The 22,430-nt window shown below is 56.0% G+C and carries 19 protein-coding genes and 1 pseudogene; 5 read left to right on the top strand and 15 right to left on the bottom strand.

Translation table 11 applies throughout. The features are described 5' to 3' along the window. Positions 1-127: 127 nt before the first annotated feature. The 5 genes from AC2FLP_RS08530 to AC2FLP_RS08510 form a co-directional block, all read right to left on the bottom strand. Positions 128-2,305, bottom strand: coding sequence for a Tex family protein (locus tag AC2FLP_RS08530; protein WP_496682995.1), 2,178 nt, complete (start codon positions 2,303-2,305; stop codon positions 128-130). A gap of 153 nt (positions 2,306-2,458) precedes the next feature. Then, positions 2,459-3,199: an aspartate/glutamate racemase family protein gene (locus AC2FLP_RS08525; RefSeq protein WP_496682998.1), complete on the bottom strand. Its 741-nt coding sequence runs from the start codon at positions 3,197-3,199 to the stop codon at positions 2,459-2,461. 39 nt (positions 3,200-3,238) lie between these two features. After that, the gene (locus AC2FLP_RS08520; protein ID WP_496683001.1) at positions 3,239-4,477 is read right to left on the bottom strand and encodes an NAD(P)/FAD-dependent oxidoreductase; all 1,239 of its coding nucleotides are present in this window, start codon (positions 4,475-4,477) and stop codon (positions 3,239-3,241) included. 1 nt (position 4,478) lies between these two features. After that, positions 4,479-6,692, bottom strand: a complete 2,214-nt coding sequence (locus tag AC2FLP_RS08515; RefSeq protein WP_496683004.1) for a TRAP transporter permease — start codon at positions 6,690-6,692, stop codon at positions 4,479-4,481. A gap of 79 nt (positions 6,693-6,771) precedes the next feature. Continuing rightward, the gene (locus tag AC2FLP_RS08510; protein ID WP_299898212.1) at positions 6,772-7,779 is read right to left on the bottom strand and encodes a TAXI family TRAP transporter solute-binding subunit; all 1,008 of its coding nucleotides are present in this window, start codon (positions 7,777-7,779) and stop codon (positions 6,772-6,774) included. Positions 7,780-7,908: 129 nt separating this feature from the next. On the opposite strand from AC2FLP_RS08510, the gene AC2FLP_RS08505 reads away from it, so the two are divergent. Beyond that, entirely contained in the window at positions 7,909-8,853 is a 945-nt protein-coding gene (locus AC2FLP_RS08505; RefSeq protein ID WP_299898214.1) for a LysR family transcriptional regulator, read from the top strand. Positions 8,854-8,897: 44 nt separating this feature from the next. Here the strand turns inward: AC2FLP_RS08505 and AC2FLP_RS08500 are convergent, their stop codons facing one another. The 4 genes from AC2FLP_RS08500 to AC2FLP_RS08485 form a co-directional block, all read right to left on the bottom strand. Then, complete coding sequence (locus AC2FLP_RS08500) at positions 8,898-11,111, bottom strand: hybrid sensor histidine kinase/response regulator (RefSeq protein ID WP_299898215.1); 2,214 nt, start codon at positions 11,109-11,111, stop codon at positions 8,898-8,900. 3 nt (positions 11,112-11,114) lie between these two features. Beyond that, positions 11,115-12,284: an FIST N-terminal domain-containing protein gene (locus AC2FLP_RS08495; protein WP_117873359.1), complete on the bottom strand. Its 1,170-nt coding sequence runs from the start codon at positions 12,282-12,284 to the stop codon at positions 11,115-11,117. 46 nt (positions 12,285-12,330) lie between these two features. Next, positions 12,331-13,014, bottom strand: coding sequence for a response regulator (locus tag AC2FLP_RS08490; protein ID WP_117873361.1), 684 nt, complete (start codon positions 13,012-13,014; stop codon positions 12,331-12,333). A gap of 141 nt (positions 13,015-13,155) precedes the next feature. Then, the gene (locus AC2FLP_RS08485) at positions 13,156-14,922 is read right to left on the bottom strand and encodes a PQQ-dependent methanol/ethanol family dehydrogenase (RefSeq protein WP_299898218.1); all 1,767 of its coding nucleotides are present in this window, start codon (positions 14,920-14,922) and stop codon (positions 13,156-13,158) included. Positions 14,923-15,097: 175 nt separating this feature from the next. Here AC2FLP_RS08485 and AC2FLP_RS08480 point away from each other — a divergent pair, with 175 nt between their 5' ends. Beyond that, positions 15,098-15,652 carry a hypothetical protein gene (locus AC2FLP_RS08480; RefSeq protein WP_117873365.1) on the top strand — a complete coding sequence of 185 codons (555 nt, stop codon included), beginning with the start codon at positions 15,098-15,100 and terminating at the stop codon, positions 15,650-15,652. A gap of 2 nt (positions 15,653-15,654) precedes the next feature. On the opposite strand, the gene AC2FLP_RS08475 is transcribed toward AC2FLP_RS08480, so the two are convergent. The 6 genes and pseudogenes from AC2FLP_RS08475 to AC2FLP_RS08450 form a co-directional block, all read right to left on the bottom strand. Next, complete coding sequence (locus AC2FLP_RS08475) at positions 15,655-16,050, bottom strand: c-type cytochrome (RefSeq protein ID WP_299640780.1); 396 nt, start codon at positions 16,048-16,050, stop codon at positions 15,655-15,657. Positions 16,051-16,171: 121 nt separating this feature from the next. Then, a complete protein-coding gene (locus AC2FLP_RS08470) occupies positions 16,172-16,711 on the bottom strand; it encodes an SEL1-like repeat protein (protein WP_117874053.1) in 540 nt (179 codons plus the stop codon). A 555-nt stretch (positions 16,712-17,266) separates the two neighbouring features. Beyond that, a pseudogene (locus tag AC2FLP_RS08465) lies at positions 17,267-17,356 on the bottom strand (ABC transporter ATP-binding protein); the annotation flags it as partial. A gap of 110 nt (positions 17,357-17,466) precedes the next feature. Further along, positions 17,467-17,910 carry a cupredoxin domain-containing protein gene (locus tag AC2FLP_RS08460; RefSeq protein ID WP_496683013.1) on the bottom strand — a complete coding sequence of 148 codons (444 nt, stop codon included), beginning with the start codon at positions 17,908-17,910 and terminating at the stop codon, positions 17,467-17,469. 21 nt (positions 17,911-17,931) lie between these two features. Next, on the bottom strand, positions 17,932-18,894 hold the full coding sequence (locus AC2FLP_RS08455) for a YVTN family beta-propeller repeat protein (RefSeq protein ID WP_299898225.1): 963 nt from the start codon (positions 18,892-18,894) through the stop codon (positions 17,932-17,934). A 2-nt stretch (positions 18,895-18,896) separates the two neighbouring features. Further along, entirely contained in the window at positions 18,897-20,060 is a 1,164-nt protein-coding gene (locus tag AC2FLP_RS08450; RefSeq protein ID WP_496683016.1) for an ABC transporter substrate-binding protein, read from the bottom strand. Between the two features lie 163 nt (positions 20,061-20,223). On the opposite strand from AC2FLP_RS08450, the gene pedF reads away from it, so the two are divergent. The 3 genes from pedF (at position 20,224) to AC2FLP_RS08435 (ending at position 22,415) form a co-directional block, all read left to right on the top strand. Beyond that, positions 20,224-20,904 (top strand): cytochrome c-550 PedF, encoded by a 681-nt coding sequence (gene pedF, locus AC2FLP_RS08445; protein WP_117873375.1) that lies wholly within the window; start codon positions 20,224-20,226, stop codon positions 20,902-20,904. A gap of 78 nt (positions 20,905-20,982) precedes the next feature. Next, on the top strand, positions 20,983-21,819 hold the full coding sequence (locus tag AC2FLP_RS08440) for a substrate-binding periplasmic protein (RefSeq protein WP_496670787.1): 837 nt from the start codon (positions 20,983-20,985) through the stop codon (positions 21,817-21,819). Between the two features lie 71 nt (positions 21,820-21,890). After that, the gene (locus AC2FLP_RS08435; protein ID WP_117873379.1) at positions 21,891-22,415 is read left to right on the top strand and encodes an SRPBCC family protein; all 525 of its coding nucleotides are present in this window, start codon (positions 21,891-21,893) and stop codon (positions 22,413-22,415) included. Positions 22,416-22,430: the final 15 nt, after the last annotated feature.

The raw sequence follows: 22,430 nt of genomic DNA, 5'->3' as shown, positions 1-22,430 counted from the left end.
TCTTGCTGATACCCAGTTCAGCGCTCAATGAAAACAATGCATACTGGCTGCCCGTATCGGTCTGCACGCTTTTTCCGGTGGGTAACGCCTTCATGTCGTTACACCCGGATAATGTGCAGATTGCAGATCAGGCGCGCTGCTTTCCGCCGCCGCCCTGTTTGCGCATCGAAAGACCGATACGCTTTCTGGGCACATCCACCTCGACAACGCGCACTTTCACAACTTGCCCGGCCTTGACGACCTCATGCGGGTCCTTGACGAAGCGGTCCGCCAGCTGGCTGACATGAACCAGCCCGTCCTGATGAACGCCCACATCCACAAAGGCCCCAAAGGCCGCCACGTTTGTCACTGTGCCCTCAAGAACCATTCCGGGCTTCAGATCGGTTATCTCTTCGATGCCATCCGCGAAACTGGCCGTGACAAAACTGGGCCGGGGATCCCGTCCGGGTTTCTCAAGCTCGGCAAAGATATCCAGAACCGTGGGCAGGCCGAAATCTTCGGTTACGAATTGTTGTGCCCGCAACCCATTCAAGGACTCTTCATGGCCCATGATGTGCCTGATATCCCGCCCGCAGGCCGACACGACGCGGCGGGCGACTTCATAGGCTTCGGGGTGCACCGACGACGCATCAAGCGGTTCAGCGCCGTCCCTTATGCGAAGAAACCCGGCGCACTGTTCAAAGGCCCGCGGACCCAAGCCTGCGACGGACAACAGGTCTTTGCGCGATTGGAACGGTCCGTTCAGATCGCGATGGGCGACGATGGCTTCGGCTTGCGCGGGGCCCAGTCCCGACACACGCGCAAGCAAAGGTGCAGAGGCTGTGTTCAGGTCAGCCCCGACCGCGTTCACGACATCCTCAATCGCAGAATCCAGGGATTGCGACAGGCGGTGCTGGTCAACGTCATGCTGGTATTGCCCCACGCCGATGGATTTCGGTTCGATTTTGACCAGTTCTGCCAAAGGATCCTGCAATCGCCGGGCGATGGACACCCCCCCGCGCAGCGAGACATCCAGATCGGGAAACTCTCGTGCTGCCAGTTCCGACGCGGAATAGACCGAGGCCCCGGCTTCGGACACAACCACCTTAGTTGGCGCTTTTACCGTCTTGGGGAGCAGATTCAGTGTGTCTGCAACCAACCGTTCAGTTTCTCGGCTCGCGGTTCCGTTCCCGATGGCGATCAGCTCGATCTGGTGGGCCGAGATCAGATTGAGGATGGTCGCCTGCGCCCCGCGCAGATCGTTTTTTGGTTGAAATGGATAGAATGTATCAGTGGCGACGACCTTACCCGTTGCGTCAACCACTGCCGCCTTCACGCCAGTGCGGATGCCGGGATCAAGACCCAAAGTAGCCCTGGCACCAGCAGGCGCGGCAAACAGCAAATCCTTGAGGTTGCGCGAAAAGACCTGAATTGCCTCGTCCTGCGCCCGGCTGCGCAGATCGGCCATCAATTCGACCATCATGGACAGCGAAAGCTTGACCCGCCACGTCCACCCGGCGACTTTGCGCAACCAGGCATCACCCGGTCCATTGCCGCGTGTCTGCAAATGTGCGGCAACAATGGTCTCGGCCCGTGCAGCCCCAAATTCCGGTTCCGGCGCGATATCAAGCGAAACAATGCCCTCTTTTGAAGCCCGCAGCATTGCCAGCGCCCTGTGCGATGGAACATCCGCCCAACGCTCGGAATGGTCAAAGTAATCGCTGAACTTAGCGCCTTCCTTTTCCTTCCCGTCGATAACACTGGCACTGAGCAGCGCTTCGCGCTGCATGAACATACGCAATTCACCCAGCAGTGTCGCATTTTCAGTCAATCGTTCGGTCAGAATGTCGCGCGCGCCCTTCAGCGCGTCTCGAGGGGTGGCAACGGCTTCGCTCAGGTATGCCTCGGCCAGTGTGTCTGGGTCCGCATCGCGATCGGCCAGAATGGCTTCGACCAGGGGTTCCAGCCCGTTTTCCTGCGCGATCATCGCCTTGGTACGCCGTTTGGGTTTGTAAGGCAGATAGATATCTTCCAGCTGTGCCTTGGTTTCGGCCCGAGCTATCGATTTGCTCAGATCTTCGGTCAGCTTCCCTTGATCTTTGATAGAATTCAGGATGGTTTTGCGCCGTGCCTCGAGTTCACGCAGATAGGTCAAACGCTCGGACAGAAGACGCAATTGGGTATCGTCCAACCCACCGGTTGCTTCCTTCCGATAGCGGGCGACAAAGGGAACCGTCGCACCGTCATCCAATAGATTGATCGCAGCACCGACCTGATCGGGACGTGCATTGATCTCGGTGGCTATGGTGCGGGCGATACGGTCCAAAGGGGCCTCCTGAAACGGCAGTGGAGTGGCTTCTTAACCAGCCGCTTCAGCAAGGGAAAGTCCCTTGTCCCGGTCCGTCGAAAGGTATCAGCAGGTAGCCACTGTTTTTGCGGCTATTTGGCATTTCTTGGACACTACCAGCGCGCGACGGCCTCAACTCCACGGCATCAACCCGCAATACCCGGTACGCGCGCTTACTGTATGCGCCATTTGCGCTAGCGTCGTCAGGTCAAAAACAGGCAGTCTCAGTTCTTCCTGAATGCGTTTTGCATAAGGGGGAAGATCCGTGCATTCTAATACCACGGAGCGTATTTCAGGCGTATCGCGCTTCAGCCTATGCGCAGCATCCAACACTTCGGCCTCGATCAAATCTGTGTCCATGCGGGTGCGCGTGTTGCGCAGGATGACCTCGGCAAACTCGCTGGTGTGCTGCAAGCCCTGTACGGCTACAGGAACGCCCCCCGCCCCAACGCCTTCGAAATGGCGTTGTGTCAGTGCCGATGAATCCGCTGTAATCACCCCGACCGGCGCGCGGGCCCCGGACATGTGAAAGGCCAACGGCACCTGTATCAGGCTCGAAGCGAAGACAGGCACCGATACGGCCTCGGCCAACTCTTTTTGGAACAGGGCGAGAAACCCGCAACTTCCGGTAATGGCGCGCACGCCTTCAGCCTCAAGCCGTTGCGCGCCTTTTATGAAGGGGTTCAGCAAATCAGGCGTCGGATTGTTCAGCAGCGTTGGCACCGTAACGCCATCTATCATTTCGTACAGCACCGGGAACGGCAGGCTGGAAGGGTTCTTGATATGCCCAGGTGGTTTGGGGAAATAGCTTTCCAGACACAAAACCCCGATTGAGGCTCCGCAGATATTCTGTCCACCCTGGTAGATCGGCATGATGGGGTAATCCTTCTTCGAAACGGTGGCTGGCGCGAGTTAAAAGCGTGACAAGGCAAATGAATCCAACGGGATGTTGAGGCGTTGCCCTGACACCAAGTCGGCCACCAACTCACCGGTTTTTGGGGCCATCATCAAACCGTAATGGGAATGACCAAAAGCGGTGAACAGGCCCTTGTGCCCCTCTACCGGACCGATCGCAGGCAAACTGTCAGGAAAAGACGGGCGTCGGCCCATCCAGAACTGCGTATCCGAGGTGTTCAGATCCGGCATCATTGCGCTGGCCTGAGCGGTCAGAAGCGACTGTTTGCGTGGATCTGGCGGCGCGTCGATGCCGCCGAATTCGGCCGTACCCGCCACACGCAAACCGTCCTGCATCGAACTGGCCACCACCTTGGCGTCCACGTCCATCACCGAGTTTTCCAGGCTGGCAGAGGGGGTCGGGAATTGGACATGGTATCCACGCTCGGCCACCAGTGGCACGGGCAAACCCAAGGGTTTCAGCAACTCGGCAGACCAAACCCCGGCGGCCAGCACGACAGTATCGGCGTGGATCGTGCCGGCCGGTGAGGTCAAATGCCATTGTCCGTCTTCAGTGCGCTTTATTCCTTTGACTTCTGTCCGCACGAACTCGGCGCCTTGTTGACGGACCTTGTCGGCCAAAACCGCACCGACCCGGCCGGGAGACGTAACCCGCGCCTGTCCCTTGATCAGGATCGCAGCGTTGAAATCTCTGGAAAGCGCGGGTTCGATCCGGCGCAATTCTGGTCCGTCGATCCGCTCAAGATGTCCGCCTTTTTCCTGCCGGATCAGATATCCCAGATCTTTCAGGTCAGCCTGATCCGGGTTGCGAAACGCGTGGATATAGTTGGAATCAACAATAAGGTCTTCGTGCCCGGTATTTTGCAGATGTCTTCGGTACAGATCTATCGATGGACGGCACAGCACCTCCATTGCGTCCGAAATGTTGCGTACGGATTTCACGCTTGAACTCTTCAGGAACCTCAGGCCCCAGGGTATCATCCTGGGCCAGAACGAGAGCCTGACGGTCAAAGCGCTTTTCGGGTCCAACAGCATCCGAGGGATCGTTTTCCAGATGCCGGGCGTGGCCTGCGGGATCACCGACCACGGTGAGACGACACCGGCATTGCCGAACGATGTCTCCTGCCCAGGTTCTCCGCGGTCGATCAGCCGCACGGCAATACCGCGCTCCTGCAAGGAGAGCGCACAACATAGGCCGACGATCCCGGCGCCGATGATGGTCACTTGTTCAGGCATGTCAGACCGTTGCTTGAATTCGGCTACGGGCGATCAACTGTGTGACAATGACAGGAGACGCCACCGCCAATGCGATCAAGTCAGCCGTCAGAGTGGGCGCCACGAAGATAATCCCGGCAACGACCATCAGGATGCGCGACACGAGACCGAGTGGCTGCAACCAATACCCCACGACCGCTGCCGAAAGCGCGATGACACCGGCAATACAGCTGGCTGCGGTATAGGTGAATTCCCAAAGATCAAACCCGGTGGAAGACACGAACAGCAAAACCGGCGCATAGACGAACGCCATTGGCGCGATTACTTTACCCAGACCAAGCGTAAAGGCGGACAGCCCGGTGCGGAACGGGTTGGAATTCGCAATCGCTGCCGCCGCATAGGCCGACGTACAGACCGGAGGTGTGATCTCGGACACCACACCGTAATACAGTACGAACAGATGGCTTGCGATGGGCGGAACGCCAAGCTGGGCCAACGCAGGCTGCGCGACCGAAACGAGCATGATGTACAGCGCCGTGGTTGGAATGCCGGCGCCCATCAGAATGCAGACGATGGCAATGAAAACCAGCGAGATAAACAGTTGCAAGTCTTCCATCGCAAACAGTTGGAAACTGCCGAATGAGATCATGTTATAGAGATCTGCCGCCAGGTTCCCCGCACCTTGTGTCACCATGAATCCGATGCGGAAACCGATACCGGTGGTGTTGATCACCCCTACAACGATACCCACCGCAGCCGCCGCAGCGCCCACAGCCAGAGAGTATTTCACACCCAGTTCAACCGCCTGCAGCATCTCGGGCACTTCGATACGTTTCTGCGGGTTAAGCGTGGCGATCACCGACAGCCCACACAGGATTGCCGTCATGGTCAGGTCAAAGCCTCCATCCGAGAACTTCCACAGGACGAACCCAAGGAAGGCTGCTGCATAGATCAGTGTCGGAGGTTGCTTGATCCGCGACATGCCCGCGATGACAGCAAGCGAAATGCCACAGAAGGCCGACATAAATGGCGTGTAGCCGGTGAAAAGGACCACCAGCAGGCCGATCAACGGCACGATGTTGGCCCAGCCTTCAGTCCAGACAGCCTTGAGCTGCGGCAACTGTTCTTTCGCCAGACCCTGAAGGTTCAGCTTGCGCGCCATCAGATGCACTACGGCGAAAACACCCACGTAATGCAGAAGTGCCGGAAATATCGCAGCGATCACGATGGTGGTATAAGGCACCTCGAGAAACTCAGCCATGATGAAGGCCGCAGCCCCCATGATGGGTGGTGTGATCTGGCCGCCAGCCGAGGACGCGGCCTCGACGCCGCCCGCGAAATGGCCGGGGTATCCAAGGCGCTTCATGTTGGGAATGGTCAACGCGCCGGTCGAAACGGTGTTGGCCACCGAAGAGCCCGAGATCGTGCCGAAGAAGGCCGAGGATACCACCGATACTTTGGCCGGACCGCCCGTATAGCGACCCGCCAAAATTGTAGCGTTGTCGATGAACAATTGCCCCAGCCCAGTTCGCTGAGCGATCACGCCGAACAAGACAAAATGGAACACGATGGTCGATACGACCCAAAGCGTTACACCATAGATACCTTCCTGCGGAAAATACATCGATGATACGAAGGTTTTGAAGTTCACACCCGGGTGCTGCAACAGCCCGGGAAAAAAGGGGCCCAGCAATGCGTAAGAGATGAATACGCAGATGATCAGAGGCAGGACCCAGCCCAACGTGCGGCGTGCAATGTCCAGTACCAGCAGAATGATCACGACCCCCAGAATCACATCATAGTTGTTCGGGTTGCCCATGCGGAAGGTCTGCTCCTCGATCCCAAGAAACGGAATGCCGCGCCAGGCGAAGCCCACGTATAGTGCGGCGATGATGCCAAGCATCATGAATACCAGATCATAGAGAGGGATATTGCCGACGCGGAATCGGCTGATTTTGAGCGCATAGAGGCTTTTCACCCCGATAATCGGGATTGTGGCGTAGACCAGAATGAACAGCAGGGCCAGATAGATGCCCATATGCCAATGGTCGGCAGGCAAACCGAACCCAGCCGTGAAGAATTCGTAGAACGCAAAAATCAGGGCGACCACGCGCAGCACCTTGCCTGCGGTGGGCGTGACCTGCCGGACAGCGGCACCCTCGTCGAACTGTTCTTCGATTGCCGCAAGTTCCTCGGCCGTCAGTTCGTGGTCATCAAGTTTCTGGGTCTCGGACATGATGGCCCCCCGATTTCGCATAATTCCAGAGTGCGGTGCCCCGACCGGGGCACCGACGACAGGTTTCAGTCAGGTGTGGCTATTGAAGAAGACCGGCTTCTTTATAGAATTTCTCAGCACCCGGATGCAGCGGAACACCCAGTGCCTCGACGCCATCGAGGGCAGTATCAGGCGTGATCTGCTTGCCCTTTGCGTGGCCGTTGTCCAGCAGCTTGCGGGTATTATCGTTCCACATGGCTTTGGTCAGCTGATAAACCAGATCTTCGGACAGGTCCGATGACACAACCAGCATAGCGCTGACCGCTGGGGTTTTGGTTTCAGTGTCAATACCCTCATAGACGCCACCCGGAATGGCCGAGGGGATATAGGCAGGGATAATCTCGTTAATCTTTGCCAAATCTTCATCGGTGAAAGAATGCAGGTTCATGCCCTTGGTCGAAGACAGTTGCACCATTGCGGCAACCGGCCAGCCCGCCGCGTAGAAATAGGCGTCCAGTTGGCCATCGGCCAGACGTTCGGCACTCTGACTGTTGTTCAACTCGGCCTCATCCATGTTGTCACGGTTGACGCCCCAGGCTTCCAGCATTTGCAACACAGCGACCTGCGTTCCCGAGCCAGCTTGCGCGATACCGACGCGCTTGCCTTTGAGATCACTCAGATCGTTGATGGTCTGACCCGCGGGAAGAACCAGGTGCAGGTCTTCGGGGAACAGGTTTGCGACGATGCGCAGTTTCGGGTGGGGTTTGCCTTCGAACTTTCCCTCACCCAGATACATCGAACGGGTTACGTCAGCCGCGGCCAGGCCGGCCTCAAGCTCGCCGTTTTGGACAGCGGCATTGTTGAAGACTGATGCGGTTGTTGACTGTGCGATCGCGATCAACCCGGGCACGCCGCATTGGCCGCCCTCTTCACAGGGGCGTGAGCCCGGAGGGGCCGAAATCCCGTTGGCGATGGTCCCGCCGATCGGGAAATAAGTGCCGCCTGCACCACCGGTGCCGATGCGGAAAAAAGTTGGGTCCTGTGCAAACGCTGGTGCAGCCAGTGCGCCAGCCAAAGCCAAACCCGTCAGGCATTTCAAAAATCTCATCGTAAGCTCCCAGTTTTGGATCATTGGATTCGGTTTGTCCGAACTCTGATCCAATCAGCCTATGGAGTTTTATCATAAATACAAATTTGTTATATTTAACAAAACGAAAGTTTACCTTATGTATTGAGCATGAACCTTGCTCAATTGACAGTTTTTCGCGAGGTGATGGAAACCGGGTCCATCTCTCAGACCGCAAAGAAGCTGAACCGGACACAACCCGCGATCAGCCTGGCAATCAAGAACCTGGAAAGAAGTCTTGGACTGACCTTGTTCGAACGAAAAGGTCGGCGTTTGATCCCGGTGCCCGAGGCGCACTACCTGTTGGCGGAAACCACTGGGATACTGGACAGATTATCAACGGTTTCCAGCACGATGCACGGGCTTCTTAAAGGAAGCTCAGGCAATCTGAATATTGCTGCAATGCCGGGACCGTCCATTTTCGCCTTTCCGAATTTCATCAGCCGCTCGGTTGGCGGGAACCCGGACATCCGGGTTACGCTGTCGACCCGCAGTTCGCCCCAAATAATGGAACTTGCAGGTACCCAGAACATCGATTTCGGGTTTGCCGATTTCGAGCACCCGGTCGGAAAGAAACCACAATTCACGGCAGAAATCATAAGTGGAGATTGCTTTTGCGCAATGGATCGAGACAATCCGCTGGCTCAAAAAAAGACCCTGACGATTTCAGACCTCGATAGCGTGCCAATGGGTGGGCTGTACGACACACACCCTTTTCAGAAGAAAGTGCAGCGTGCTTTTCAGATGGTTTCTGCGTCTTACAAACCAAGCGTGACATGCCAGTATTTTCTGCCACTCATACCCTTTGTCGGATCGGGACAATGCTGCACTATAGTCGATCCTTTGACCGTTGCGACAGAACGAAATCTAAACATCTCAAATGGCCGTGTCGTCTTCCTGCCTTTCAAGGACCCGCTCAGATATGAATATGCGATCCTTACGCCGGATCATCGCCCCCCTTCACAGTTGGCGCTTAAAATAAAGGCGGGCTGGAAGGAGGAAGTTGTGTCTATGCTTGTTCAGACCAAGGCCAATCCGCGGACAGAAGATATCTGAAAGAAACATGGCTGACCTGCAACTCAACCGACAACTGGAAAAACTCACGCGTCGCGAACCATGGAGGCTTCCAGAGTTGATTTGAGCAGTTGTGGATCGATTGGCTTGTATAGAAGGGGCAGCTTTGCTTGCTTGCATTGCTCGACAAGCTCAGGTGATCGATTGGCTGTAATAATACAGCCGGGCAGATGCCCAAATTCATCTGTCAGGGCGCGCATGGCGTCCGTCCCTGTTTTCCCGTTGTTCAATTGATAATCTGCGACGACAAAGTCTGGAAGGATGCCTATCTCGCGTAGAAGACTGATTGCTTCGTTTTCGCTTTCACATTCAAGAACTTCGACGCCCCAGGATTCGATGGTCATAGTCAAAGCGTTGCGCAGATTTTCATCGTTTTCGATCAACAAAGCGATGGCGTTGCCGGGCACATTGAAACTTGGTTTTTGTATCGCTGAAGAGCCGAGGGAAATCTCTGGCTTCGCTTTCGTCAAAGGTATCTCGACCGAAAAGCCCGTCCCCTTTCCGACTTCGGAATGAAGATGGATGGGGTGCTGTAGCAACCCACAGGCCCGCTCAACAATCGCAAGACCCAACCCCATGCCTTCGGCAGCGCTGGCATCCGAATGCAGGCGCTGAAATTCCTGAAACACAATATCTCTCTGATCTGATGCTATGCCGATGCCCGTGTCCCAGACCTCCAGGGCAATTGCGTTTTTGCGATGCCTGACACCGACAAGAACTTTTCCGGTCTCGGTGTACCGGATCGCGTTTGACAACAGGTTCTGCAATATCCGCCGAAGATAACTGGCATCGCTTGTGACCAAAGCCTTCGTGTCGACAAAACGCAATTTCAGACCTTTGGCTTGGGCGACGGGCCGAAAAGCGTCCTCCATTTGTGAAAAAAGCTCGCCCACCGACACGGTAGACAGATGCGCCGTGGCTCGACCGGAATCCAGCTTAGATATATCCAGCAAGGCTTCCAGAATGTGTTCGACACTGTTCAGTGCACTTTCGGCTTTTGCTGCAACGCTCCGGGCGGTGTCTTTGTCCAGGCCGCTGCCCAGTGACGCAACATAGAGTTTTGCCGCAGACAGAGGTTGCAGCAGGTCGTGGCTGGCGGCTGCCACAAAGCGCGATTTTGATGCATTCGCCCGCTCGGCCTCATTCAGCGCATCCGCAAGTTCCATTGTGCGCGACGCCACACGCTGTTCCAGCATTTCCTTGGCTTCGTACAAAGCCTCAGCAGACTTTCGTTCTGCAGTCACATCAGTAAAGGAGATCACAAATCCCCGGTCAGGCATTTCCTGGGCAAAAACAGACAGTATTTTTGATCGCCCCCGATGCATCTGGAATTGAAGAGGGCGGCGAGAAGTCTGCCGGCTGACCCAATCCAGCAGATCCGCCTCGGTAATCCCTTTCTCAAAGCTGATGTTGTCGCTGAGGCGATTGGACAGGGTTTCAAACCGTGTGCCCATCTGAAACTGCGTGATCGGTATGGCCAAAAGCTCGCTTGCGCGGGTGTTCCATCCGATCATGCGGTGCTTGTTGTCAAATATGCAGACGCCCTGATCGATATGCTCAAGCGTTGCGCGGATCAGCCTTGCCTTGTCGTCAAGAATGCGAACCCTTTCCTGCCGCTCGATCCGCATGATGTCTGTTACGTCGGTTTGCAGGATCACAGTACCACCGTCTGGCGTGCGGTGTTCGGACACTTGAGACCATCGATTGCCGGCAAGACGAACATTGAACACCACGTGGTCATCTGCGTGGCGATCCAAGCGGCTTTTGGCCCAGTCCTGGGAAGTCATTGTCTCTGGCAGGGACAGGAACCCGGATTGGCTGACCAATTCTACATACTCGGTAAACCGCAAGCCGGGGCTCAGCTGTTCCTGAATGTCAGGCATATGCAGCCCAAACCGGCTGTTGCACAGCACCAGTTCTTCGTTGCGATTGAACAGAGCAAACCCTTCCTGCACCGTTTCGATCGCGTTCGCCAAATCCGCCCGCGCCGCTTCGGTTTCCTTGTTGGCCTGCGCCAACCTGGCGTTGGAGTCATTCAGAAGCTCAAGCGCGCGTTCAAGCTCATCCGTTCGGGCGCGAACTTCTTGCTCCAGAACCGCCGCGCGCTGAAACTGCGCATAGGCCGCGCCTGAGGCGTCGGTGGATTCCTCGACACGCCGCATGAGGGCCCCGACGATTTTCCTCAGCTTTTCATTCTGACGATCAAGCGTATCCGAGGGATCTGTGAGATGCTCGATCATGCCTTACTCTTTCTCGGGCGGGTAAATCGCAACGCCGGTCAGGGTCTGGTTCACATGGATCGAATTGTATTGTTCTCCGTAGGTCGAGAAACCGACCACGTGATTGCGGGACAGGATGTTCGAGATCTCGTGCGTCTTCTGCTTTTCCTGAGCCTCCAGCCGACGAAGAATGCAGTCACAGCCCAGAATGGTGTCGGGTTGCTGTTTGTCGGTCAGTAGCCCGATTTCTTCCTGCAGGTGTTCGACCATGTCTCGGGGTTCTGCCAGAGTCAGAACCAGCCCCTCGTCAATAGCCGAGAAAAAGACGAGATCCCCGTTACCCGCCACCTGCTGAATTGCGCGAACATGGTGTTTTCCACCGATTTGCACAACGACAGGATGGGCCGCAAAGGTAAATGTCGTCAATTGTTCCGGGTCTTTGCCGAGAATACGGGCATATTCGCGCGCAGCGGGTTCGGCATTGATTTCCTGAACGATGCGTTTGGCCGGGTCCGCCTTGGTCACCACCATGCGGCGGGCGGTGGGGACGAGGTGATCGGTTTTGAACACCTTTATCGGACACCGCGTGCGAACCTGGGTCAGTATGGCGGCATTGCTCCGTGCCTGCCCCTGATGCAGAACATAGGTGCGCCCGAATTGGGTTCCATCCCCCGCCGATCCACCGAACAATGGTACCGGCCCAAGCCCTACCGCCAATTCCGACGTCAGCTCATCTTCTTTTGTCGACAACCCGTCGATCATCAGGAAGGTGAATTCATGATCCCACTCTGGCGCGTTTTCCATCATCGCGTTTCTGTTGTGGATCATCTCTTTGATGATGCTGTCGGCGTCGAACTTGTTCAAGTCCGGAACAAGAACCGTGCATATTTCGAAATGGGATCGTGGCAGGCCGATCGCGACGATCTGGTCTTCACAGTAACCACTATCCGCCAACTCTCCTGCGGTGGTGCAACCAACTACCGGGGTTGGAGCAAAGGCGTGCGCGGCTTCCACAATCACGGCGGATGCATCTGCGTTCGGGCTGACAAAAAGTATGACAAGCGCAAGCGGATCATCACCCAGCTGGCGTTCGAGCGTCTCGATTGACTGCCCGGTGTCGTGTTGTGCAAAAGCCGTTTTAACGATGCCTGGCGCACGGGCTTGGGCTGTCGCCCACCCGACTGCTTGGTCCATCGTGCCTCCTCCCTAAAAGCGCGACGATGACATGAGAGTATGACGCTTAGCCTTGGTCTTGCAAGACACTGGCAAAGGACGCCTTCTTAGCGATCAGAACCGCCTGTGTGCGGCTTTGTACACCCAGTTTTCGCATTATTGCGGTCACATGTGCCTTGACCGTGGTTTCAGCAATCGACAGGTCATAGGCGATTTGCTTGTTCAGTTTGCCTTCGCAGATCAGTTGCAGGATGCGCGCCTGCTGATTTGTCAGCGTTGCAAGGCGATTTACCGCGTCGCTGTGTTCGTCCTCTTCCGTTCCGTCAATCAAAACGCAGCCTTCAGGCACAAAGACATCGCCGGAATGAACTGTCTCGAATGCAGTGCGGAACACGTCTCGCTGACTGTGCTTGGGGACATAGCCTGATGCACCGGCCTGTATCACCTGACTGACGACGCGGGTGTCGGTCAGCGATGACACGACAATTACCGGAGCATTTGCTGCCGCCTTCAAGCGGATAAGGCCATCCAGCCCGTCCACATCCGGCAGGTTGAGATCCAGCATAACGGCGTCAGGTTTCAGTCCACTTGCCAGCAGATCCATCGCGCCCTCCAGCCGGTCTGCCGTGTGGATTTCTCCAATCTGTGCCACACTTTGCAAAGTCATCGACAAGGCGTCGCAAAACAAAGGATGGTCATCAACGATCAGCACTTTTTCGAAATCGTTTCGTGCGGCGGATTCAGCAAGCATTGGGTATAGCCTTTTGCATTCAAATGGTCTCCAGCCTAACCAATCCTAGCAACGAAAGAAATCCACGCATACTGGCGGAAGGTCGTATAAAAACGCGCGCCCAGATCAGGGGCGCGCGTCAGAGCTTTGTATCGTCCTGGGTCAGTTAGCCGAAGCCAGTTCCTTCGGCAGGCGGAAGGTCCACAAGGTGCCACCCTGGTTAAGGTAGTTGACCTTTTTGGCCACCTCACCACCCCAGAGCGGAACCGCGCCGCCCCAGCCGGAAATGATCGAGACATACTGTTCGCCGTCCTGTTCCCACGTAACGGGTTGGCCGACGATGCCCGAGCCGGTCTGGAACGACCACAGTTTTTCACCGGTTTCGTCATCCAGCGCGATAAACTCACCTTCAGGCGTGCCGAAGAACACCAGCCCGCCAGCCGTCGTCATCACACCTGACCACAGCGGCGCATCGTTCTTGTATTCCCATTTCCATTCCCCGGTATCCGGGTCAATCGCCTTGAGCGAGCCGATGTGATCTTCGTAGTTTGGCTTGATTGTAAAGCCTGCGCCCAGATAGGCGGCACCCTTTTTGTAGGAGATCGGCTCATTCCAGATATCCATGCCCCATTCGTTCGATGGCACATAGAAGTTACCGGTACGCTGCGAGAAGGCCATCGGCATCCAGTTTTTGCCGCCAAGGAAAGAAGGCGACGCAAAGATCACTTCACCCTTCTTGCCATCAGCCGCTGACGCCGGATCACCAGGGCGGTTGTCTTCGACAAAGATCGGGCGGCCGGTCTCATCAATGCCGGACGACCATGTGATATCCTTGACAAAAGGATTGGCTGAAACAAAGGCGCCATCTTCGCGGTTCAGAACATAGAAATACCCGTTGCGATCAGCGGTGGCGAAACGCTTGTTTCCTTCACGGTCGGTATAGGCCACGACCTCATTTACACCGTCATAGTCCCAACCTTCGCGTGGCGTCGTTTGGAAGTGCCACTTGATGTCGCCGGTTTTCGGATCGATTCCAATGCGGCTGGCCGCATAAAGGTTGTCACCGGTATTTCCTTCCGTCGGCGTACCCGCGTTACGCAGCCACGAGTTCCACGGTGCCGGGTTTCCGGCCCCGAAAACAAGCGTATCCGTGTCCGCGTCATAGGAACCGCCCAGCCAGGTCGCGCCACCGCCGGTTTTCCACATATCGCCGGGCCATGTTGCATTTAGCTCGCCTGTCATGGTGCTTTCTTCACCGTTCAGCGTACCCATATGGCCTTCGATGACCGGGCGTTCCCACACCAGATCGCCGGTGTCCACGTCACGGGCCTGCACGGTGCCAACTATGCCGAATTCACCACCTGAATTTCCGGTAATCACCAGCCCGTCGACGATCAGCGGAGCAGCTGTGTAAGAGTACCCCGCCTTGTAGTCAGCGATTTTGTCGCGCCACACAACGTCACCGGTGTCTTTGTTCAGGGCCACAATCCGGGCATCAAGCGTCCCGAAAATCACCTTGTCACCGTAAATGGCGGCACCGCGATTCACCACGTCGCAGCACGGGAGAATGCCTTCGGGCAAACGCGCATCGTATTGCCAAACCTCTTTGCCGGTCTCGAGATCAATCGCATACAGGCGCGAATACGAACCGGTGATATACATCATACCGTCATAGATCAGCGGCTGGGTTTCCTGCCCGCGCTGCTTTTCACCACCAAGGCTGAATGCCCAGGCAGGCAACAGGTTCTTGACGTTGTCCTTGTTCAGCATGTCCAGCGGGCTATAGCGCTGCAAGTCGCGCCCCATGCCGTTTGTTACGACCTGGGTCGTAATAGTCTGGTCGTTGGCCAGATCGTCCTCAGTAACTTCTGCATGGGCCACGCCCGCTGCAATCACACTTGCGACCGTCACCATTATAAACCGGTTCATCGGTGTCCTCCCTAGACTTGTGTCTTCCCTCCACGCCGAATCCCCGACAGGTCGGAGCTGTGGGCGTGAGTATTATTCGCAAGGGGGTCTTTCGGCGAAATTGCACAATGGTCGTAGGGAGGGAGTCACGGATTTCAACTAGTGTGGTGCGTGTTTTTGGGGCTCGGAGGAGACGATGCAGAAAGTTCTTGCAGGGCTTATCGTATTGGGGTGGTCCGCCTGTCTGCCGGCCAGCGCTGACCCACTAAGCGGAAAAAAGCAGGTATTTTTGATCGGCAATGGGGCGGGCAAAACGCTTGTCGGGAACATCAGCTTTAGCCCGGAAGGTACCTTTTCTGCTTACAAAATCGACCTTGCCATTGGACCGTTCACCGAACACTTCCTGTCCATGCGTCCGTTTCGATGCCTGGAAGGACCGGACAAACACTGGTGCCATGTCCCTTATCCCTACGCTCTGCAACGTAAGGTTTCTGTAGGTGATCTGACCGATCTAGAATACGACCTTTTGTTCATCCACAAAGGTGCAACCGAATACGGCATCAATATGTGGAACGGCGTTTACTATCAGCTCCGGATCGATGGTGATCGACTGGTCGGAGAGTTGCACGAAATGGATATGGGTCTGCTGGCGGTCCCGCCGGCTGAGGGTGAACTGAGGCCGGTCACAGACAAGGACATTCACCAAGCCGAACCGGACAGCCACTGGCTGCCGCGGCTTGTCATCGAATAGCTCTACTGAGCCGAGATACTGCCCAGATACGCCAAAATAAAGTCCTGAACCGTGCGATCTTCGATCCCGACATGGCGCATTTTTGTGCCAGGCATGAACCCGTCGTTATCTTCCATCCATGCCCGCAACGCTGCGGGCGTCCAGACGATCCCGGACCCGGCCAGTGCTTCGGAATACTCATACCCTTCGACGGTTCCGGCGGCCCGACCCAAGATATTGTCCAGTGGAGGCCCATAGCTGGGGTCGGTGGAATCAGGGGCGTGGCAGCGTCTGCATTCCGAGTAAAACAGCGTTTCTCCAGCTTCGACCTTGACCTTATCAAAAGTGCTTTCGGCAAAAACAGGATATGGTGAGACTGCAAATGCGGCCAAACCGAGGGAAAGGATGATGTGTTTCATGTGATCCTCCGACATTTGTGCAAGGATACATGCCGCACATCATTGGGCGGCTTGACTCACATCAAGAAATTCGCCGCCGAGCCTTATCCTTTGGTCGTAGAAATCTGACAAAAACGAGGATTCAGAATAGAGGCGCGTATTTCCACTCATCCGCATCAGGGGTTACTTCGTTCGGGTCGTAGCCCGAGTCCTGCAAGCGTTTGGCGATTTTCAATCCGTCCCGAGCAGCCGCGTCGACATAGGCGCGCCCGAGCCTTTCGTCTTTCACAACGCCATGTCCACGCAGCAGATTGAGACCGAAGTTGAACTTGCCCACCGGGTCCCCCAGGTCAGCCGCGCGTTTGTCCCATGCCGCAGCCGCGTCAGGGTCGTAGGGACCACCCAGCCCGTTATTGTCCAACTGACCCATCCATGTCATCGCGCCGGTATAACCTGCCTCAGCACAGGTTCTGAACAGGGTACGTGCCATATCATGACGGCCGGACTTCGTCATGTAATAGCCTGTCGCACAGGTTGTCATATCGGTGACGCCGTTTTCGATATTGCTCATGACTTTGCCCCACCCGGTGTCTTGCGGATTAAGCGTGCCGTATTCGTCCTCAACCGTCTGGGCTGAGACGGCCGTGGACAAAAGCAGTGCAACAGTGGCGGTGCGGAACATGATCAAACCCTCCATCTGGCCACCACAATAGCCGACCGGGTTCGGAAATTCACGCCTGCGATGGTCGTAGACGCGATAATCCTTTGAGCGCTTGATCCCGCGTGACGGGTCGTATCCCCACAGTGACCACCAAAGAAAAACTACTCCGGCAAAGATCGCCCCTTAAAACGCCTGTGCATTGAATTGCCCGTAAGGGCGGCTCGACAGCATGGGTGAAGGGATAGAACGCGCAGATATCGCGCGATAAAACTGAACTTTCTGACATTTTCCAAAGTGCATTAATCGCGGAAGACAGATTAACCGCGGAAGACAGACAGAACATCGGCAAGATGAGGAAGTTCATCACACCCGCGAAGTTTTCAAGCTGTTTGATACCGGATGAACGCGCAAAGCTTCGCGAATGAGGATAGCGCGTAGTGCGATCAATCCGGCCTTCGTGTCGGCGCACCGATTTTCAACAGGACCCCTTGCTGCAACGGCATTCCTTTTTTGGCCTCTTCACAGGCGTCTGCTGAGGAAGGCGGCCGCGATCCTGACCAGCGCCAGCCTCGGCTGCTATGTGATGTCAAAGCCAGCGATTTCGATCGATCCCTGCGTTGTAGTAAACAGCCGCGTGAGGAGGGAAAACCGTGTCGCCTTACCTGCACCGTTAGGCCCCTACAGCGCGCAAACCCGCCTTGTGGGACGTGAATACTTACGTCTTCAAGCGCGTTTTTCACCAAAGGTGTAACTGACGTTTTGGACCGAAAGCCCTGTCACTTAATGGTTATTTCCAGTCGCTGTGTTTCCCCGGTGCTTCCCGGCACCTTCAGATGGTAACTGCCTGGCTTAAGCGCGACAAAGCCTATTTCCATCTCGCCTGCTTCGTCGAACTCAATGGAATCAAGTCCCAGAGGACGGATCTCCAGACCTTCGACGACGATTTCGTCGATCCAGATCGCGCGGAAGAATTCGGAGCCGGTGATCGCCAACTCCTGACTACCGTCACCGTGAATCTCGAATTCGTAATACGTGCCGGACTTCAATTCCCAAGGGGCATCAGCCAGAGGCACACCGGCAGACAGAGTAATTGGCGATAAGTCTTCTTTGTTTTTAGCTGAGAGAATGCCAGCCAGACCAAAGCCTTTGTCATCCTGGGCCAGCGCCAAACTGGGTAGCGCCACGGCCAGCACGGCAATTGAGCGGGCAAAATGCTTCATTTTCGGGTCTCCTGAAAGAGCTTAATTCGTCGGGCGGAAAGCTGCACCCCAAGGGAAGCGCCCGACCTTGATCGTTTTGATGGGTTCACGTTTGGCGACGTCAATAACGGTGACATCCCCGGACACGCCGTTTGTGGTGAACAAAAGCGACTTGTCCGCGTTGAATTCCATGTGCCAGACGCGGCGCCCGACCAGGATGTAATCTTCGACCTCGAAAGTTTCCGAGTTAACGGCAGCCACGTGGTTCGACGGACCCAGAGCAACAAAGGCGGTTTCATCCCCGTTCGATAATTCAAAGCCCACTGGCTGGACCCGATCAGGGTGGACACCATCCACCTTGAACTCGATCTTGGCCTTCTCGGCCTGTGTCGCCACATCAAAAACAGTGATTGTGCCGCCGATTTCAGAGCTGACCCAAAGCTCGGTTCCATCTTTGACGAATTCTGCGTGGCGAGGGCGTGAGTCGACCAGAGTGTTGGCGAACAACTCCTGTGTTTCGGTATCAATCCAATGAGCCATATTGGTGGTTTCGGACGTGGTGATGGCGATCTTTCCATCGGGTGAAACCGCCATTCCTTCAGGTTCGATGCCCACGTCAATCTGGGCAATCACGCTCCGCGACACCGTATCGACGACAGTTGTGATCGCGTCATCTTCGTTGGCTATGTACAGATGCTGATCATTGGGATGCAAAACGAACTGTTCAGGGTCTTCGCCCGACGGCAGATCATGAAGGATTTCTCCGGTTTCGGGGTCCATTACCTGCACCGAATCGCTGTCTGACGCACAGATGTAAAGAACGGAGTAGTCCTTGGAAAACGTGATCCCTCGTGGCCGTTCACCGGTTTCAAGGGTGCGGATCACTTCAAACGTTTCGATGTCGATCACACTAAGCGTGTCGTCTTTTTCGTTGCTTACCCAGATTTCATCTGCGGCTGCCGGAGCGCAAAATGCTGTTGCAGCCAAAAGGGTGGCTACCTTCATCTTCATTCCTCCTTAAAGGCCGTGCACTGGCTTTCGGGCTCATCAATGCCAAGCGTATCCAGTTCCGTTCGTTGATGCAGGAAACCGTCGAGCGGTGCGAGGGCCACGACAGCCCGTTCTGTCACCAAAGGGATTGGTTGGCGCAATTGGCCATTCCAGGCACGAAAGTTCATCGCCCGGCCCTTGAAACCCGCCAATTCAAATCTATCCGACAGAATGTATTCCCGCAGAACAGCAGGATCGCCAGATTGTGTTCGGGTCACAGCCTCGCCCAATGACCGAAACGCAGCCCATGCCGCGTAGTCGATTGACCTCATCGGTCGTCCTGTTTGATCGGCGAACCGGCTCTGCAACTGAACCGCCCCCCATTGCTCGACCACGGGCGACCACGTCACCGGTCGCAACCCTTCCGAACCTGCAACCGGTCTTGGTTCCCACGTGTTGAACGGTATGTAACGGGCAAAGTCGTTCAGTTCATCAGCTACCAGCAAGACATCGTAATCCCCGAAATCCTGAGTAAAAATTGGAACTTCCTGGGCCGCATTACGTCTCAGGTCAGCATCAAAACGCCAGGTCTTTTCTGCACGAAGTTCCAGTCCGAACTTGGTCAGCGACTGTCTGAAGGCGTCTGCAAAGGCCACGTCCGACAAGTGCTCTCCGGTGATCAGAACCAGATCGTCCCAGCGTCTTTTTACCAAAAACTGTGCCAGTGCGTCCGTGCGCATCGCGTCAGACGGCATAGTGTGCAGCAGGTTGGCGCGGCAGGTGGTATCTCTTAAGTCGCGATCAGGTGCAGACGCGTTGAACAAGATGGCTTCGGCAGCCTCCGGAAGGTCAGCCACAGCCAGTTGCGCCCGCGCCGGAGCGTCCAAAATCAAGAAGTCTGTCTGGGACAGGGCCTGGCGCGCTGCGGCCAGCCAATCACCGTCTTGAGGGACCGTCATAACTGTCAGTTCGTATTTGTGACCCAGAAACTTGGCCGTCGTCAGATTGTCTGTCAGTGCCAGTTCCGCACCTGCCGCACCAAGGTCTTCGGGTATTTGATCAAGGTTGGACAAAACCGGTGGACGCTCAACCTGGTGCTGCAGGTAAACAACAGACACGGCAACCTCAGCCGCGGTCACCATTGGTAACAAAACAAGAGTTGCAAAGACGCGAAAAAACATGGCCGTGTTTGCTCCTCCTCCGATGCTGTTCCACTAAAATGGGTCCTTGGGTGGCATGCCATTCGACCTTAGTCGCAAGCATTGGCTCATCTGCAACCAAGGTCGAATTTCATGGCGTTTGTCCCTGGGCTATGACCGGGGTAAGCATCAGAAGGAGGAGACGATGCGTCTTGTTTTTTTTAACACAGCGCTGGCTGCCCTGACCGCAGGCGGTATGGCGTTTGCGCACGGAGATGTCGCCCCGCAACCTGTGAATACAGATGCCTTACCGGATGTGGGTGAGGAATGGTTGATCGAAAACCCCTATCGCGATCAGGGTGAGGACGTTTGGCAAGCCGCCATCGAAATAGGCGATTCCGGATACAATCAAAACTGCGCGCGCTGCCATGGGTTGGGCGTGGTTTCCGGCGGTTTGGCACCTGATCTGCGCTACCTCGAGGCTGAAGAATACGGCGACGAATGGTATATGGAGCGGTTCCGCGAAGGGTATACTCAGAACGGGATAACTAAGATGCCGGCCTTCGGAGAGTTATTGGGGCAAAAGGCCGCCTGGGCCATTCGCACCTATATCGAAACGCGACCCGATGACGGCGCGCTGGACGATCATAGTGACCGCCTGAAGGAAATCCGCGACCTGCTGGCCTCTATGGCCGATGGCGGTGAAGGCGATGCCGCTGCCCTTCAGTCTGAGCTCAACGAGATTGCAAGCACCATAGAAACAGGATCGGGTGCCCCTGTGGCTGACAGCGTGGCCTTCCGTGCCGCTGTTCTGATCTCGGGCGACAGTCCTGATTTCGCGGAAGCAGCAGAACAACTGACAATTGGATTGTCTGCCGCGCAATAGGGCGGCAGACTGAGGCACATGATCGGACGCTCACTTTTTCTCTCCCTGTTGGCTGCCACCCTTTCAACCGGGATGGCTATGGCCAGATGCGAGGATCATGTGCCTCAACCTAAACCACAAAACGCCAGCCGGGATATCGTTGGCGCCGATCTCGATACCATTGTCGAGCGTGGCTATATCGAATTCGCCGCCTATGACGATTTCCCACCATGGTCCTATGAGAAGGACGGCAGGATACAGGGCGTGGACATCGACATAGGCAGGTTGATTGCCGAGGAGCTGGATGTTGAAGCGCGTTTCAATCTGGTGGCTGCCGGAGATAACCTTGAGGCCGACCTACGCAACTGGATCTGGAAGGGACCCCTGATCAACGGGCGGGTCGCAAATGTGATGTTGCACGTTCCGTATGACAGCGAATTCGCCTGCCGGGTCGAACAGGTGGTTTTCACCGGGCAATACCATGACGAGGAAATCGCCATCGCATATAGCCGCGATGCCTATCCAGACGACCCGCCAGTTCCTGCGTATTTCCGGTTCGACACCGTCGCAGTAGAGAATGATTCGATTGCTGATTTCTATTTGTCGGCATTTCCTGGCGGTCAATTGGCCCAAAACTTGCACAGATATCCTACCGCTGCTGAGGCAATGCAGGCGCTTGCCGTCGGCGAGACAATGGCGGCCATGGGACCACGTGCCCAACTTGAAGCCGGACTGACCCCGGCGCTGGACATCCATGCCCCACCCCTGCCCGGCTTCGCAGTCAGCTCATGGACCAGCGGTGTGGCAGTTCATTTCGCTTACCGCGGTCTCAGCTATGCTGTTGATGATGCCATCAATGCAGCGTTGCAGGACGGGCGCATCGCCGAAATCTTCGAACGTCATGGTCTTACGCATTTGCCCCCGGCGCTGCGGTGACTACACCCAAGGTCTTATAGGCATGGCGGTGAACACCGCGTAGCGTAACAAAAATTACTGGGAGAAGTGAAATGGAACTTAGTGACAGCCGCGTCATCGCCGCGCCGCGATCCAAGGTCTGGGACTCGCTTTTGTCGGCAGAGGTTCTGAAAGAATGCGTGCCGGGATGTCAGGAGATGACAGGCTCGGTCGAAGACGGGTTCGAGGCCACCGTCGTGCAAAAAGTAGGCCCGGTCAAAGCGACGTTCAAAGGCTCTGTGACCCTTTCTGATCTCGTGGCGCTTGAAAGCGTGAAGTTATCGGGTGAAGGTAAGGGAGGAGCCGCCGGATTTGCCAAGGGCGCGGCCGACGTCACGTTGTCGGATGTCCCGGAAGGTACGCTGCTGACCTACAAGGTTGATGCGCGCGTCGGCGGTAAACTGGCTCAGTTGGGGGGGCGAGTCATTGATGGGGTTGCCAGAAAAATGGCCGACCAGTTCTTTGAGAACTTCCAGAATGCGGTCGAACCTCAGGATGCACCCGAGCCCGAACCCTCGGACGAGGAAGAGGCCGGGGAAGAAAAGAAAGGTTGGTTCAAGCGCGTGTTAGGCGGTTGAACCTTTGGAATTCAG

The organism is Ruegeria sp. CDSA141 (assembly GCF_059612005.1).
The sequence above is the reverse complement of the archived record's forward strand: the minus strand, read 5'-3'. Positions and strand labels throughout refer to the sequence as shown.